Below are 14912 nucleotides of genomic sequence, written 5' to 3'. Positions count from 1 at the left end.
TCCTCTCAGCCCGGGATCCAGAGCAGGCCGACCGCGATCAGCACCCCGGTCACCAGTGACGGCAGCAGGTAGTAGAGAACGACCGGCACGAAGATCCGCACCGGGTTGATGCCGGCGATGCCCGCGGCCACGTACAGCGGCGCGGCTCCCGGCGGTGAACAGCCCTCCGACGACGCCCACACCAGGATCGCGGCGAAGGCGATGTGCGGTGGCACGCCCGCCGCGGTCAGCGCGGCGAAGGCCACCGGCCCGATCGCGGCCACGGTCGAGGTGGTGTTCAGCGGACCGGCCACGATCACGATGATCAAGCCGACCACGATCGCCGCGACGAGCGCGGGCACCCCGGCCAGGTCCGCCAGTAACGGCGCCAGCTGCTCGCCGAGGCCCAGTTCGCTGAGCACATTGGACGCGGCGAACGCGGAAACCATGGTGACGCCGACGAGCCCGAGCTTCGGGCTGACCTCGCCGAGCAGCGCCCACCACTGCGCACCCCGCCGCGGCAGCGCCTTCCGCTCCACCAGCAGCCCGGCGGCCAGCATCACGATCGGCAGCCAGATCAGCAGCGGGATCGCGTCCGTCGCCTCCGTGCTGATCCGCGCCGAGACGAAGTCGCTCGTCGGGGGAGCGGTGGCCAGGATCGGCAACGCGATCGAACCGAGCACCAGCAGCGACGGCCAGCCCGCGCGCAGCGCCGCCCGCGGCGGGCGGATGTCCTCCGGTGCCATCGCGCCCACCCCGCGGCGGCGGACGATGGCGTACGCGATCACCACGCGCATCAGCACCATCCACACGCCGGTCACGAAGATCGTCGCCACCACGTCGCCGGTACCCAGCACGGGCATCACCGTCGGCGCGGCGAGCAACAGGAAGAACGCGCCGCTGAACGGGAAGGTAGCGCCCACCCCGGCGTTGCCGGAGAGCACCAGCGCGGCGGTCTCCCCGCTGGCCCGCGACCGCTTCATCCACGGAATGGTGATCGAGCCGATGGTGGCCACGATCGCCGCGCCGTTGTGCGCTACCGCGCCGAACAGTCCGGACGCCACCGTCGCCGCGTACGCCGACCCGCCACGGTACCGGCCGAGTACCGAACTGAGGATGTCCACCAGGCGCTGCACCAGCCCGGTACGCGTGAGCAGTTCGCTGACGAACACGAACGCCAGCGCGGCGAAGGTGATCTCCGACTTGAGGCCGTCCACCAGCCCTTCCCAGCCCACGCTGAGCGCGTCCGAACCGGCGAAGGCGGCGGTGGCCAGGAAACCGACCACCATCGCCTCGCCGATGTTGCGCTTGAAGCCCACGTTCCAGACCACGATCGCGCCGATGAACGCCACCAGCGCGTAGATCGCGTTCACGCTACTTCCAAACCGGTGGCCAGGTACGCCTCGACCGCCGCCGCGGAGGTCAGGAACCGGACCAGTTCGGCTGCCTCCGGCTTCGCCGCACGCCCCAGCACGGCGGAGAACTCGCTGTAGTGCTGCGTTTCCGCGGGCAACGGCCCGGCGATGCGTGCCTCCGGGACGAACCGCAGTTCGCTCAGCTGCTGGATGGCCACGTCGGCGCGGCCGTCGACCACGGCGAGCGCGGTGAACCCCTTCTCCACCACCGTGGCCCGCGCGTTGACCTGTTCCTCGATGCCGAGTTCCCTGATCAGCGCGGCGAAGTGGACGCCGCTCGCGCCGGTGCGCGAGTAGGCGACCGAACGCGCGGAGGTCAGCGTGGCGACGAACGCGTCCACGGTGCTGATGTCGGGCAGGTCGTGCCCGGGCGCGACCGCCAGGCCGACCCCGGTTTTCGCCACCACCGTGCGGGTGTCCAGGTCGAACGCGTCCGCCAGCGGGGCGAAGGAGTTCGACACCGCGATCATCACGTCGGGCCGGGCGCCCGCGGTGATCCGGTCGGTGAGCACGTTGGTCGGATCGAAGGTGCCGTCGACGGTGATGCCGGTCTTGTCGTGGAAAGCGCCGAGCAGCACGTCGTCGAGGGCCTTCTTCACGGCCAGCGTGCTGAACAGGGAAATCTGTACTTCAGTGGACATGGTTTTCCCATCAATAAGAGAGAAGATACCGCAGCTTCGCCGCGGCGCTGTCGGGTCCGGAAAGGACGGTCAGCCCGAGCGCGCCGGCGAGTTCGGCGGCGGCGGGGGCGAGTGAGTACTGGGCCAGGAGCACGGCATCGACGCGATCGGCGTACGGCCGGGCCGCGGTGACCAAAGCCGCCGCGAGTTCGGAACCACTGGCGCCGAACGCATCGGCCGCCACCACACCGTCCACTTCGGAATCGGCAACGGCGGTGAACCGCGAGACGCAGTCACGCAGGGCGGTTTCGAAGGACGCGAGGACCAGGATCCGCCGGTGCTCGCGGGCTTGCTCGAACAGGGCTTCGTCCGGCGCCAGCACCGGAACCGGCGCACGTGTTTCCTGCGCGACCACGCCGTAGAGGGAGCAGGTCAACAGGATTGCGTCGGCGCGCTCGGCCAACGCGTGCGCGATGAGCCGCCGCATGCGTTCGGCGAGTGCCGGGGTGAGCCCGTTCTCCGCGTCCCCGAGCAGCTTGTCGTCCAGGAGGTTCCACGGCTCGGCCTCGGGGAACCGCTCGGCCAGGCTCGCGACCGCCGGGCCGATGGCCGCCGGGGTGGCGCTGATCAGCGCGACGCGGGTCACCGGGCCAGCTCCCGCAGCCGGGTCAGGGTGTCGGCGATTCCGGTGGTGGGCCGGTATTCGCAGCCGATCCAGCCGTCGTACCCGGCTTCGCGCAGGGTGGCGAACAGGACCGGCCAGCCGATCTCCCCGGTGCCCGGTTCCGTGCGCGACGGCGGATCGGCGATCTGGACGTGGAAGACCCGCGGCAGGAACGCCCGCAGCCGGTTCACCAGATCGCCCTCGTCGAGTTGCACGTGGTAGACGTCGAAGAGCAGGCCGACGTGGTCGTGCCCGGCGGCTTCGGCCACCGCGGCGGCCTGCGCCTGGCTTTCCAGCACAAAACCGGGGGAGTCGCGTTTGTTCTGCGCCTCCAGCACCAACCGCACGCCGGTGCCGCGCGAATTCTCGGCGGCCCAGGCGACGTTGGTGGCGAACTGGGCGAACGCGCGGTCCTGGCCGACGCCGTCCGGCCGGGCACCGGCGAGCACGTGCACCAGCCCGCAGTCCAGTTCGGCGGCGTAGTCGAGTGCCCGGTGGAAACCCGCGCGGAACTCGGCCGTCCGCCCTGGCGCGCAAGCGATTTCGGGCGTGTTGAGCAGCACCAGCGGCAGACCGGCGTCATCGAGCCGCCGCCTCAGTTCGGGCGCGGGCACCGAATAGGGCGCCGGGCATTCGACCCCGGTGAAGCCGGCCGCGGCGGCGGCGTCGAAACGTCGTTCGAACGGCAACTCGGTGAACAGCCACTTCAGATTGGCGGCGAACCGCATCACCGGACCGCCTTCGCGTAGTCCGGATTGACCAGGTTGTCCGGCGTGCGGCCCTGGAGGAGGTCGATCACCTGGCGCGTGGCCATCAGGCTGGACCGCGAACGGGCTTCGACGGTCGCCGCGCCGATGTGCGCGGTGACGAGGGCGTTGCCGAGCCCGCGCAGCCTGCTGTCCGGGGGCAGCGGTTCGGTTTCGACCACGTCCAGCCCGGCCCCGCCGAGGTGCCCGGACTCCAGCGCGTCGGCGAGCGCTGCCTCGTCGACCACCTCACCCCGCGCGGTGTTGATCAGGTACGCGCCGGGTTTCATCAGGGCGAGGGCACGGGCGTCGATCAACCGGCGCGTCGAGTCGTCGAGGAACAGGTGCAAGCTGACGAAGTCCGCCTCGGCGAGCACCCCGTCCAGCGACCGCACCTCGATCCCGGTGTCGGCGACAAAATCCGTGTCCAGGAACGGGTCGTAGGCCACCACGCGCATGCCGAGCGCCAGCGCCAGCCGGGCCACGGTCTTGCCGATCGAGCCGAGGCCGACGATGCCGAGCGTGGCCCCGGCCAGCTCGCGCCCGCTGCGCTGGTCCCAGCCACCCGCGGCCACCGCGGCGACGTTCTGCGGGATCAGCCGCGCGCAGTTGAGCATCAGCGCGAGCACGTGCTCGGCCACCGAGCGGCGGTTGGCGCCGGGTGTGAAGGTGACCGCGATTCCCTGACGGGTGGCGGTTTCCACGTCGATGTTGTCGTACCCGGCGCCGCAGCGCCCGAGCACCTTCAGCCGGGTGGCGGCCTCGAGTACCTCGGCGGTGAAGGCGTCGGTCCCGGCCACGACCGCGTCCACGTCGGTGATCACCCGGCGCAGGCGTGGCCCGCTCCGAGGCGCGAACGCGGTTTCGAAACCGGCTTCGAGCAGCAGCCGGTCGACCTCGCCACCGGGCTCGAGATAGGCGGTGGTGATCAGTACTCGCTGGGTCATGTCAAATACTATAGGATTTGTGTCAATAGTATAGCGGCGCGGCTCGGCTATCTTGGGCACGACGAAGGAGGACGGGACACAGATGGCTTCCCCGCGGCGATCCACCCGGCAGCCCCTGGCCGATCGCATGTACGAGGTGCTGCTCGGGCAGTTCATGGACGGCCGGTGGCACGCCGGCGAACCGGTCAACATCGGGGCGCTGTCCCGCGAACTGGAGGTCAGCCAGACCCCGTTGCGGGAGGCGCTGGCGCGGCTGGAGCACACCGGGCTGGTGCACCGCGAGGCGCTCAAGGGCTACCGCGTGGCACCGCTGTTCACCGAGGCCGAGCTGGGCAAGCTGATGGACGCGCGGCTGGTGCTCGAGCCCGCGCTCACCTACGAAGCCGGTCGCCGGACCACCCCGGAGTTCCTGGACGAGCTGCTGGACACGGTGGACCGGATGGCGACCGCGGCCGACTCGGACGCCAACGGCTTCAGCGCCTACTGGTCGGCCGACGAAGCCTTCCACTCGCTCATCGCCAAGCAGTCGGGCAACCCGTTCCTCGAAGGCGCCTACCGCTCACTGGGCGGCTCGGTGCAGCGCTTCCGCCTCTACGCCGAACTCGGTTCGTCCGACGCGGAGGTCGCCGCGCGGGAACACCGGGCGGTGCACGAGGCCTTCACCCGCGGCGACGCGGAAGGTGCCGCGGAGCGGATGCGCGAGCACGTCGAGAACGCGAAGGCGCGCTCGCTCAAGGACCGGAAGTCGTTGCGCTGAGGCCGGGTGGCAGCACCAGTTCGGCGATCGACCCGTCCGCCCGCACGGCCACGTCCAGCGTGCCCTCGCCGATCGGCAGGCCCCGGACCTCGAAGGCGCCGATGGGGGAGGGCGGCGGAGCGAGCGAGATCGTGCCCGCCGGGAGGTCGGCTTCCAGGCCGAGGAACGCCTGCAGCAGGACCACCGCGGACGCCGCGGACCAGGCCTGGGGACGGCAGGAAGCACCGTAGGGCAAGGGAATCGGCGAATCGTCGGCGGCGAACCCGCCGTACAGCTCGGGCATCCGGTCCCCGAAGGCACCGGCCGCGCGCACCAGCTGCATGCCCAGTCCGGCGGCTTCGGCGTGCTTCCCGGCCCGCGACAGCCCGCGCACCACGATCGCGGTGTCGTGCGGCCAGATCGACCCGCAGTGGTAGCTCAGCGGTGAGTACCCGCCCATCGCCGAGGACATGGTCCGCAGCCCGTACCCGGCGGCCAGGTCCGGGCCGAGCAGGTGGCCGGCGATGGCGGCGGACTCGGTTCCGCCGACCAGGCCGGTGCCGAGCAGGTGGCCGATGTTGCTGGTCAGCGCGTCCACTTTGGACTTCGAGCCGTCGAGTGCGAGCGCGGGATACCCGTTGACCCAGAAGCGTTCACGGAAGCGCGCCCGCAATCTTCCGGCCCATTCGGCGAGCCCGTCGGCGGGTTCGTCCAAAGCGGACAGCAGCTCGGCGGCGCGCACCACGGCCTCGTGCTGGTACCCCTGGACTTCGGCGAGCGCGACCGGTGGTTCGGCGTGGCGCCCGTCGGCGAAGCGCACCGCGTCCGCCGAGTCCTTCCAACCCTGGTTCGCCAGGCCACGGCCGGATTCGTCGAGGTACTCGGCAAAACCGTCACCGTCGGTGTCGGACAGTTCGGTGATCCAGGTCAGCGCGGCGCGCAGGTTCGGCAGCAGCTCGCGCACGCGCTCCTCGGGCAGTCCCCAGCGCCACGCGTCGTGGAGCAGGCACACCCACAGTGCCGTCGCGTCGACCGTGCCGTAGTACCAGGCGGGCAACGACATACCGCGCAACTGGAAGTCCGCGCGACGGCGTTCGTGCAGGATCTTGCCGGGCGCTTCACCGCTGGCCGGGTTGTGTTCGCGGCCCTGCGAGCGGGCCAGCGTGCGCAGGGTTCCCGCGGCCAGTTCCACCGAGACCGGCAGGAGCATGCGGGCCGCCCAGATGCTGTCGCGGCCGAAGAGCGTGAGGTACCAGGGCGCGCCCGCGGCGGCGAAGACGTCACGCGGGTGCTCGCGTTCGGCCAGCAGCAGACCGGTGAGATCGGCCAGCGAGCGGTTGAGGAACGTGGTGAACCGGCGGTCGTCGGCGCGGACCTCGGGGGTGGCGAGCACGGGCGCGCCCGGCACGAAGATCGGGTTCTCGTCGGTCACCTCGATCGACCAGCGCACGGTCGCCGGTGCGGTGACCGTCCACTGGACCACCACCTTCTCGCCGCGGGCCTCGATCGTCGCGCCCTCGGCGGTCACCGTGCCGGTCAGTTCGCCCGACTTCCACCGGGCGCTCGAAGCGTCCACCACCGCGTTCGCGGGTGGCCACGAGCCGCCGCCCTTGATCTCCTCGATCGGCGCGAAGTCGGCGGACACGGTCAGCTCCACCACGCGGGCCGCCGGGGTGGTCCCGTCCAGTTCGAGTTCTTCGACCATGCCGCGCGCATCGGCGGTCCGGCGCCGCCGCAGCCACGCCGTCGTGCCCGCGTCCCGGAGCAAGCCGGTGAATTCGGCGCGGGCGGCACCGGTTTCGGCGAACCCGATCGGCTCCGGTTCCCGGCCGTCGACGGTCACCACGGCTTCACCGAGCACCCGCCGGTCGCCGTGCAGCACGCCCTGGGTGCCGGTGGCCCGGAGCTGCCCGTCGCGGCCCGACAGCACCACGGTCGGCGCGCGCAGCGCGATCGCGAGGTCGTGCAGCAGCGGCTGCTGTCCGGACACGGGCGCGGCCCCGGCTTCAGCCGCCGGCTTCGGCGGCTGCGGCGGCCTCGGCCGCGAGCCGGACGGACAGGCGGCGGATGACGTCGAGCTGGGCCGGGTTGTACAGCTCTTCGAGCGCGGACCTCATGGTGTGCACGGCGAGGCGCTGTTCGCGGGGGCTGGCCGCCTTGAACTCGCTGACGCCCTGGTGCTCGGCCTGGACTTCGAGGATGTACGGCACCATGCTGTCGAGCAGGGCTTCCTTGGTCTGCTCGTCGGCATCCGCGGGCAGCGCGTCGAACGCGGCGTTGCTGGGGTGGTCGGTGCCGGTGGCGTGCAGCATGTCCTGGTACGCGTCGATCGCCGAGTCGCTGAGCAGCCTGCTCATCACCACGACGAACGAGCGGTCGGCGTCGGTGAGCTTCGCTTCGGCGGTGGCCGCGGCCAGGTCCGGCGGGAGGTCGAGCGGACCCGGCTGCTTGAGGGCCTCGGCGATCTCGGTGCGGGCCTGCTGCAGCCGGTCGATCTTCTCGGCCAGCTCGGTGTCCAGCGCGCGCAACGCTTCTTCGGGGTGCTCGTCGGCGTTGCCCATCTCGGCGATCTGCGGCAGGGAGAAGCCGAGATCGGTCAGGCGCTTGATGCGCAGCAGCCGGACCAGGTGCGCGACGCCGTACCGCTTGTAGCCGTTGGCGCGGCGTTCGGGCTCGGCCAGCAGGCCGATCTCGTGGTAGTGCCGCACCGCGCGCAGGCTGGTACCGGCCAGTTCGGCGATCTCACGGGTACTCCAGGCCACTCCCGCCCCCTCCTCGAGGTGCCCATGACGTGGGTCACATGCCGTTGAGTGTGCCGCAACGGCTGAGTGTCTGCTGGTCCGGACCGACCGAGCGTACCGAGGAGGAGGGCCACCGTGCGCAGCAGTCCGGTGCTGTACCTGGTTTCGTACGGCCTTTCGTTGCTGGGCAAGGGGATCGCCGGCGTGATCATGCCGCTGCTGGTGCTGGACCGGACCGGTGACGTGCTGGCCGCCGGGGTGCTGGCGACGGTGTCGACGGCGACTTCGGCCGGGGTGGGGGTGGTCGGCGGGCTGCTCGTCGACCGGATCGACCGGCGGCTGGTGTCGAGCACCGCCGACCTGCTCGCCGCGGTGGCGGTGGCCGCGCTGCCGGTGGTGGATGCCCTGTGGGGCCTGGACATGACCTGGTTCCTGGTGATGGCGGTGCTCGGCGCCGCGGTCCGCGCGCCGGGCATGACCGCGCACGAGACGTTGCTGCCCGTGGTGGCCCGGCTGCGCGGTGGTCCGCCGGTGGTGCTGGACCGGCTGCTCGCCACCCGGGAGACGCTGAGCAACCTCCTGCTGCTCGCGGGTCCCGGGCTCGGCGGCCTCTTCGTCGCGTTGTTCGGGCTGACCCCGGCGCTGCTGTACCTGACCGCCGCGCTGAGCCTGCTCGCCGCGGTGATGACGCGGGTGATCGACCCGCGGGCCGGTGCCGTCACGCCGGCCGCGGACGCGCCCGGTGGCGCGGTCCGCCGGGCCTTCGGCGATCTGCTGGTGTCGTGGCGGTTCCTGGCCGGGAGCCGGATCGTGCTCGGGGCCACGCTGGTCAGTTCGGCGTTCGTGGCCGCGATCAGCGCCATGCAGACCACGCTCATGCCCGCGTACTTCACCCGCGAGAACCTGCCCGGCCTGGCGGGGCTGACGTTGAGCGCGTTCGCCGCGGGCAGCCTTCTCGGGTCGGCGCTCTTCGCCGCCTCCGCCGGTCGCGTCCGGCGGCGGACTTGGTTCGTCATCGGCATGCTCGGCACGCTGGCCGGGTTCGCCGGGATCGGCAGCCTGGCCGCACCGTGGGTGGTGCTCGGTTCCGCGGCGCTGGTCGGCTTCACCAACGCCCCGGCCGGTGCCGTGCTCGGCGTGCTCACCATCGAAGCCACCCCGGACGAGATGCGGGGACGCGTGCTGGGGGCGCAGAACGCCCTGCTGCTCGGTGCGCCCGCGCTGACCAGCGCGCCGCTCGCGGCGGTGGCGGCGGGGGAAGGCCTGCTCACCGCGGGCCTGATCCTCGCCGCCGTCACCGCCGCCACCGCGATCGCCGCCCTGCTCGCGCCGGTGTTCCGTTCGCTGGACCGGCCTGAGCCGGTGAAGATCTAGAGCCAGCCGGGGGAGACGAAGAAGATCCAGGTGGCGATGGGCGCGACCGCGCACATGCTGAAGCCCCAGATCATCAGCCGCCGGAAGGTGTGGTCGCGCTGGTCCGCCGGGGCGTTCGCGACCACCAGCGCGCCGCTGGTGGAGAACGGTGACGAGTCGACCACCGACGACGAGATCGACAGGGCGACGATCAGCCCGACCGCGCCGATCTCCCCGGCGAGCAGGAACGGCACGGCCAGCGGGATGAGCGCGCCGAGAATGCCGGTGGTGGAGGCGAACGCCGACACGATCGCGCCGATGACGCAGATGACCAGCGCCGCCAGCAGCGGCGAGCCGATGCCGGTGACCAGGTTGCCGAGCCAGTCGATGGTGCCCACGCGTTCCATCAGCGACACGTAGGTGACGATGCCGCAGATCAACAGCACGGTGGGCCACGCGACCTGCCCGACGGCGGCCTTGGCGGCGTGCGGTGACGCGATCGAGAGCAGGGCCGCCACGGTCAGCGCGGTGAAGCCGACGTCGAGGCCGAAGGCGAGCGCGCCGATCGCGAGCGCGGCCAGGCCGAGCAGGGTGAACACGCCGTCGCGGGTGAGCGAGGGCGGGGCGTCGTCGCCGGTGGTGCCGCCGGTCGGCGGGCTCGGCTCAGGGGTGACCGGACCGCCGCCACCACCGGCGAGCACCGCGGCCTGCTCGCGCTCCGGCTGGCGGCGCAGCAGTTCGCGCCCGCCGAAGAGGAAGAACACGACCACGCTGAGCACCACATTGAACAGGAACGAGGACAGGAACAGCAGCCCCGGATTGCTCGGCAGGTTGTTCCGCCCGACCACGCCGTTGACGATGCTGCCGAAGATGCTGATCGGGGAGAACCCGCCGGCACTGGCGCCGTTGATGATCAGCAGGCCCATCAGCACCGGGTTGATCCGGTAGCGCGAAGCGAAGCTCATCCCGATCGGCGCGATGATCGCCACCGCCGCGGGGACCACCGCGCCGACCGCCGTCAGCACCGCGGTGACCAGGAACATCACCCACGGGATCAGCATGATCCGCCCGCGCACCGCCCGGACCGCGGCGTGCACCAGCCAGTCGACCGTGCCGTTGCCCTTGGCGATGGCGAAGAGCAGCGTGACGCCGACGAGGATGACGAACAGGTCGCCGGGGAAGCCCGCGACGATGTCGTCGGTGCTCTCCCCGGCGAACGCGGTGCCCACCACGAACGCCGCGACGAACGCGAGCGCGCCCATGTGCACCGGCAGCACGGTGGCGATCAGGAACACCAGCGCGAGTGCTGCGACGGTGATGAGTTGTATCGACATGGGGCTCCCTGGAATCGGCGGTGACTCGGGGGCGGTCGGTGCGGGCTAATTCCGCTATATGGAATAAGAATTCCGTGTGATGAGTATTACCCGGGTCACATCGAGGCGTCAAGGCACGGGTTCCGCCTGCGGGAATTCGCTCCGGAGGCTCGACGAGCACGGGTGGTCCCGGTTACTATTTCGCTAGGCAGTATAAGTTTTCCGCAATGCGAAATACGACGAAATCGCCTGGAGAACTTCCTTTTTCCTGATCCCGGAGGACACAGATGACGTACGCGGCAGGGCGGCACTTCCTTCAGATCCCGGGGCCGACCAACGTGCCGGACTCCGTGCTGCGGGCGATGTCGGCCGCGACGATGGACCACCGCGGCCCCGAGTTCGGCGAACTGGGCCTGGAGCTGCTCCGCGACATCAAGCCGGTGTTCGGCACCGAGGGCCCGGTGGTGCTCTACCCCGCCACCGGCACCGGTGCCTGGGAGGCCGCCCTGGTCAACACGCTGAGCCCGGGTGACCGGGTGCTGTGCTTCGAGACCGGCCACTTCGCCACGCTCTGGCAGGAGATGGCCCGCGGCCTCGGCCTCGAGGTGGACTTCGTGCCCGGCGACTGGCGCCACGGCGCGAGCCCGGAGGTGGTCGCCGAGAAGCTCGCCGCCGACAAAGCACACACGATCAAGGCCGTCTGCGTGGTGCACAACGAGACCTCGACCGGGGTGACCAGCCGGATCCCGGAGATCCGCGCGGCGATCGACGCGGCGGGCCACCCGGCGCTGCTGTTCGTCGACACCATCTCGTCGCTGGGTTCGATCGACTACCGCCACGACGAATGGGGCGTGGACGTCACGGTTTCCGGCTCGCAGAAGGGACTCATGCTCCCGCCCGGCCTCAGCTTCAACGCGGTCAGCGAGAAGGCACTGGCCGCGTCCGAGACCGCGCGCCTGCCGCGCACCTTCTGGGACTGGAAGCCGATGCTCGCGGCGAACCAGCGCGGCTTCTTCCCCTACACCCCGAACACGAACCTGCTCTACGGCCTCAAGGAAGCACTGCGCCTGCTCTACGCCGAGGGCCTGCCGAACGTCTTCGCCCGGCACGCCCGCCACGCGGCCGCGACCAGGGCCGCGGTCCGGGCCTGGGGCCTGGAAGTCCTGTGCCTCGACGAACGCGAGTACTCCGGGGCGCTGACCGCGGTGCTGGTGCCCGAGGACGTCGACGCGGACAAGGTCAGGGCGGTGATCCTGGACCGCTTCGACATGTCCCTGGGCGCCGGGCTGGGCAAGCTCGCCGGCCGGATCTTCCGCATCGGCCACCTCGGCGCGTTCAACGACCTCACCCTGGCGGGCACGCTCTCCGGCGTGCAGATGGGCCTGGTGCTCTCCGGCGTGCCGATCGAGCCGCGCGGGGTCGACGCGGCGCTCGAACACCTGCAGGACAACTGAACCCGCCGACGCGAGAGGACTTCCGCCCATGACCGCTGAGCTGAGCCTCGGCACCCGATCGCTGGAGCACGTCCTGTCCGGCCGGGTGACCGGCGAGGTGGCGTTCGACGACTACACGCGCCACCTGTTCTCGCGGGACGCGAGCATGTACTCGATCATGCCGGCCGGCGTGGTGTTCCCGGTGGACGACGCGGACGTCAGCGCCGCCGTGCGCACCGCTGCCGAGTTCGGCATCCCGGTCGTGCCTCGGGGTGCGGGCACCAGCCTGGCCGGCCAGACCGTCGGCCCCGGTCTGGTGCTCGACTTCTCCCGGCACATGAACCGGATCCTGGAGATCGATCCGGTGGCGCGCACGGCGGTGGTCGAGGTCGGGGTGGTGCAGGACCAGCTCAACCAGGCGGCCGCCGCGCACGGGCTGATGTTCGGCCCGGACACCTCCACCAGCAACCGGGCGACCATCGGCGGCATGATCGGCAACAACTCGGCGGGCAGCGGTTCGCTCACCTTCGGCATGACGATCGACCACGTGCGCGCGCTCGACGTGGTGCTGTCCGACGGCTCGACGGCGCGGCTCGAACCGGTGACCGAGGACGAGCGCCGCCGCCGTGCCGAGGCGGACACGCTCGAAGGCCGCATCTACCGCGAACTGCCGGAACTGGTCGACACCAACGAAAAGGCGATCGCCGCCGGGATGCCGCTGTTCTGGCGGCGGGCGTGCGGGTACCGCCTCGACCGGCTCACCGGGGACGTGCCGTTCGATCTGGCGAAGTTCGTCGTGGGCGCCGAGGGCACGCTCGTCATCGCCACCCGCGCGGTGGTCGATCTGGTGCCCAAGCCGAAGAAGACCGTGTACGCGGTGGGCCACTTCGAGACCACGCACGCGGCCATCTCCGCCACCGGCGACGCGCTGTCGTGCGATCCGCACCAGGTGGAACTGATGGACAAGACCATCCTGGACCTGTCCCGGCAGAAGATCGAGTACGCCGACCTCGGCAACCACCTGGTCGGCGACCCGGCGGCCTTGCTGTTCGTGTCGTTCTCCGGTGACGACGAAGCCGAACTGGTGACCAAGCTCGACCACGTCGCGGCGTTGTGGGAACGCAACGGGCACGGTTACCACACGCTCAAGGCGGTCACCAAGGCCGAGCAGACCGCGTTGCTCAAGGTCCGGAAGTCCAGTCTGGGCCTGCTGATGGCGGCGGGGGAGGGCACGCGCAGGCCACTCGCGTTCATCGAGGACACCGCGGTCTCGCCCGAGCACCTCGCCGAATACACCGCGCGGTTCAAGGAAATCCTCGACGAGCACCGGCTGGAGGCCGGGTTCTACGGCCACTGCTCGGTGGGCTGCCTGCACATCCGCCCGTTCGTCGACCTCACCGATCCGGCGCAGGTCGACACCATGCGGGTGGTCGCGGAGAAGATCAAGGACCTGGTCGCCGAGTACGGCGGGGTCAACTCCAGCGAGCACGGCGACGGCCTGGCCCGGTCCGAGTTCAACCGCGAGATCTTCGGCGACGAGCTGTACGAGGCCATGCGCGGGGTCAAGGCGCTGTTCGACCCGGCGGGCGTGATGAACCCCGGCAAGATCGTCGACGCGCCGCCGATGACCGAGAACCTGCGCGACCGCGACGCGCTCACCCCGGCCCAGCCGTTCCGCACCATGCTGACCTTCGAGGTGGTCGGCGGCGGCATGCGCGACGCGGCCGACCGGTGCATGAACATCGGGCTGTGCCGCAAGACCACCGCGGGCGTGATGTGCCCGTCGTACCAGGCGACCCTGCAGGAGGAGCACTCCACCCGCGGCCGGGCCAACGCACTGGTGAAGGCACTGTCCGAACCGGACCCGAAGGCCGCGCTCGCCGACGACCGGCTGCACGAGATCCTCGACCTCTGCCTGATGTGCAAGGCGTGCAAGAGCGAGTGCCCGATGAGCGTGGACATGGCCGCGCTCAAGGCCGAGACCCTGCACCACCACCACGAGGAGCACGGGATCCCGTTTCGCTCGCGGTTGTTCGGCTCGATCCGCTTCCTCAACCGGCTCGGCTCGGCCACCGCGCCGGTGTCGAACCTGCCCGGCCGCATCGGCTTCGTGCGCCGGATCATGGAACGCGTCATCGGGATCAAGGCGGAACGGCCGATGCCCGCCTTCGTCCGCGACAACCTGCTGCGCTGGCACCGCCGCCGTGGCCGGGTCGCGCCCGGCTCGGCGGGCACGGTGAACTGGCTGGCCGACTCGTTCACCACCTACACCGAACCGCAGATCGGCAAGGCCGCCATCGAACTGCTGGAAACCGCGGGCTGGGCGGTCGAACTGGCCAGTGGCGGGTGCTGCGGCCGGTCGAGCCTGTCCAAGGGACTGCTCGACGACGCCAAGAAGAAGGCGACCGGGCTGGTCACCTCGCTGGCCGAGAACACCGTGCCCGGCTCGCCGATCGTGGGCTGCGAACCGTCCTGCGTGTTCACGCTCCGGGACGAAACCGCCGCGCTGCTCCCGGACCTGCCCGCCGTCATCGAAGTCGGTGAACGCGTGCGGCAGGTGGAGGAACTGCTCGTCGAAGCTATCGACGACGGCCGGTTGACGCTGTCGGAGAACTCGTGGCTGGCCGGGCGGCGCGTGGTCTTCCACGGGCACTGCCACCAGAAGGCCGAAGTGGGCACCGCCGCGACGATGGCGTTGCTGCGCCGGATCCCCGGGCTGGAGGTGTCCGAGATCGACTCGGGTTGCTGCGGGATGGCCGGTTCGTTCGGCTTCGAGGCCGAGCACTACGAGACCTCGATGACCGTCGGCCGTGACCGCCTGTTCCCGGCGATCGAGGCCGAACCGGCGGAAACGCTTGTCGCGGCGACCGGGGTTTCCTGCCGCCAGCAGATCTTCCACGGCGTCGGCCGCACCGCGTGGCACCCGCTGGAACTGGTGCGCGCGGCCGTGGCGGAGCGGGGCTGA

General features: G+C 70.9%; 12 protein-coding genes. 4 read left to right on the top strand and 8 right to left on the bottom strand.

The window, feature by feature from the left end:
• Positions 1-5: 5 nt before the first annotated feature.
• Genes JYK18_RS40055 through JYK18_RS40035 form a run of 5 tightly spaced genes read right to left on the bottom strand, consistent with a single transcriptional unit; the run spans position 6 to position 4371 of the window.
• The gene (locus tag JYK18_RS40055; RefSeq protein WP_206809104.1) at positions 6-1352 is read right to left on the bottom strand and encodes a TRAP transporter large permease subunit; all 1347 of its coding nucleotides are present in this window, start codon (positions 1350-1352) and stop codon (positions 6-8) included.
• Complete coding sequence (locus JYK18_RS40050) at positions 1349-2035, bottom strand: substrate-binding domain-containing protein (RefSeq protein WP_206809102.1); 687 nt, start codon at positions 2033-2035, stop codon at positions 1349-1351. Before JYK18_RS40050 ends, JYK18_RS40055 begins: the two co-directional genes overlap by 4 nt.
• A 10-nt stretch (positions 2036-2045) precedes the next feature.
• Complete coding sequence (locus JYK18_RS40045; protein ID WP_206809100.1) at positions 2046-2660, bottom strand: hypothetical protein; 615 nt, start codon at positions 2658-2660, stop codon at positions 2046-2048.
• Complete coding sequence (locus JYK18_RS40040) at positions 2657-3406, bottom strand: hydroxypyruvate isomerase family protein (protein WP_206809972.1); 750 nt, start codon at positions 3404-3406, stop codon at positions 2657-2659. The genes JYK18_RS40045 and JYK18_RS40040 overlap by 4 nt, the downstream gene beginning before the upstream one ends.
• Entirely contained in the window at positions 3406-4371 is a 966-nt protein-coding gene (locus tag JYK18_RS40035) for a phosphoglycerate dehydrogenase (protein ID WP_206809099.1), read from the bottom strand. Before JYK18_RS40035 ends, JYK18_RS40040 begins: the two co-directional genes overlap by 1 nt.
• Before the next feature lie 82 nt (positions 4372-4453).
• On the opposite strand from JYK18_RS40035, the gene JYK18_RS40030 reads away from it, so the two are divergent.
• Complete coding sequence (locus JYK18_RS40030; RefSeq protein ID WP_206809098.1) at positions 4454-5128, top strand: GntR family transcriptional regulator; 675 nt, start codon at positions 4454-4456, stop codon at positions 5126-5128.
• On the opposite strand, the gene JYK18_RS40025 is transcribed toward JYK18_RS40030, so the two are convergent.
• Together JYK18_RS40025 and JYK18_RS40020 are read right to left on the bottom strand one after the other, a co-directional pair.
• Positions 5103-7097: a glycogen debranching N-terminal domain-containing protein gene (locus JYK18_RS40025; RefSeq protein WP_206809097.1), complete on the bottom strand. Its 1995-nt coding sequence runs from the start codon at positions 7095-7097 to the stop codon at positions 5103-5105. The genes JYK18_RS40030 and JYK18_RS40025 overlap by 26 nt on opposite strands.
• Positions 7098-7113: 16 nt before the next feature.
• Entirely contained in the window at positions 7114-7869 is a 756-nt protein-coding gene (locus JYK18_RS40020; RefSeq protein WP_206809096.1) for a MerR family transcriptional regulator, read from the bottom strand.
• Between the two features lie 114 nt (positions 7870-7983).
• Between JYK18_RS40020 and JYK18_RS40015 the strand changes: the two genes are divergently transcribed.
• A complete protein-coding gene (locus tag JYK18_RS40015) occupies positions 7984-9222 on the top strand; it encodes an MFS transporter (RefSeq protein ID WP_307796273.1) in 1239 nt (412 codons plus the stop codon).
• On the opposite strand, the gene JYK18_RS40010 is transcribed toward JYK18_RS40015, so the two are convergent.
• A complete protein-coding gene (locus JYK18_RS40010; protein ID WP_206809093.1) occupies positions 9219-10535 on the bottom strand; it encodes an SLC13 family permease in 1317 nt (438 codons plus the stop codon). The genes JYK18_RS40015 and JYK18_RS40010 overlap by 4 nt on opposite strands.
• A gap of 266 nt (positions 10536-10801) precedes the next feature.
• On the opposite strand from JYK18_RS40010, the gene JYK18_RS40005 reads away from it, so the two are divergent.
• Together JYK18_RS40005 and JYK18_RS40000 are read left to right on the top strand one after the other, a co-directional pair.
• On the top strand, positions 10802-11968 hold the full coding sequence (locus JYK18_RS40005) for an alanine--glyoxylate aminotransferase family protein (RefSeq protein WP_206809092.1): 1167 nt from the start codon (positions 10802-10804) through the stop codon (positions 11966-11968).
• Between the two features lie 28 nt (positions 11969-11996).
• Positions 11997-14912: an FAD-binding and (Fe-S)-binding domain-containing protein gene (locus JYK18_RS40000; RefSeq protein WP_206809091.1), complete on the top strand. Its 2916-nt coding sequence runs from the start codon at positions 11997-11999 to the stop codon at positions 14910-14912.

Origin of the sequence: Amycolatopsis sp. 195334CR, assembly GCF_017309385.1 — a bacterium.
Classification (GTDB): domain Bacteria; phylum Actinomycetota; class Actinomycetes; order Mycobacteriales; family Pseudonocardiaceae; genus Amycolatopsis.
Note: the sequence above shows the minus strand (reverse complement) of the source record. Positions and strands in the feature narration are given on the sequence as shown.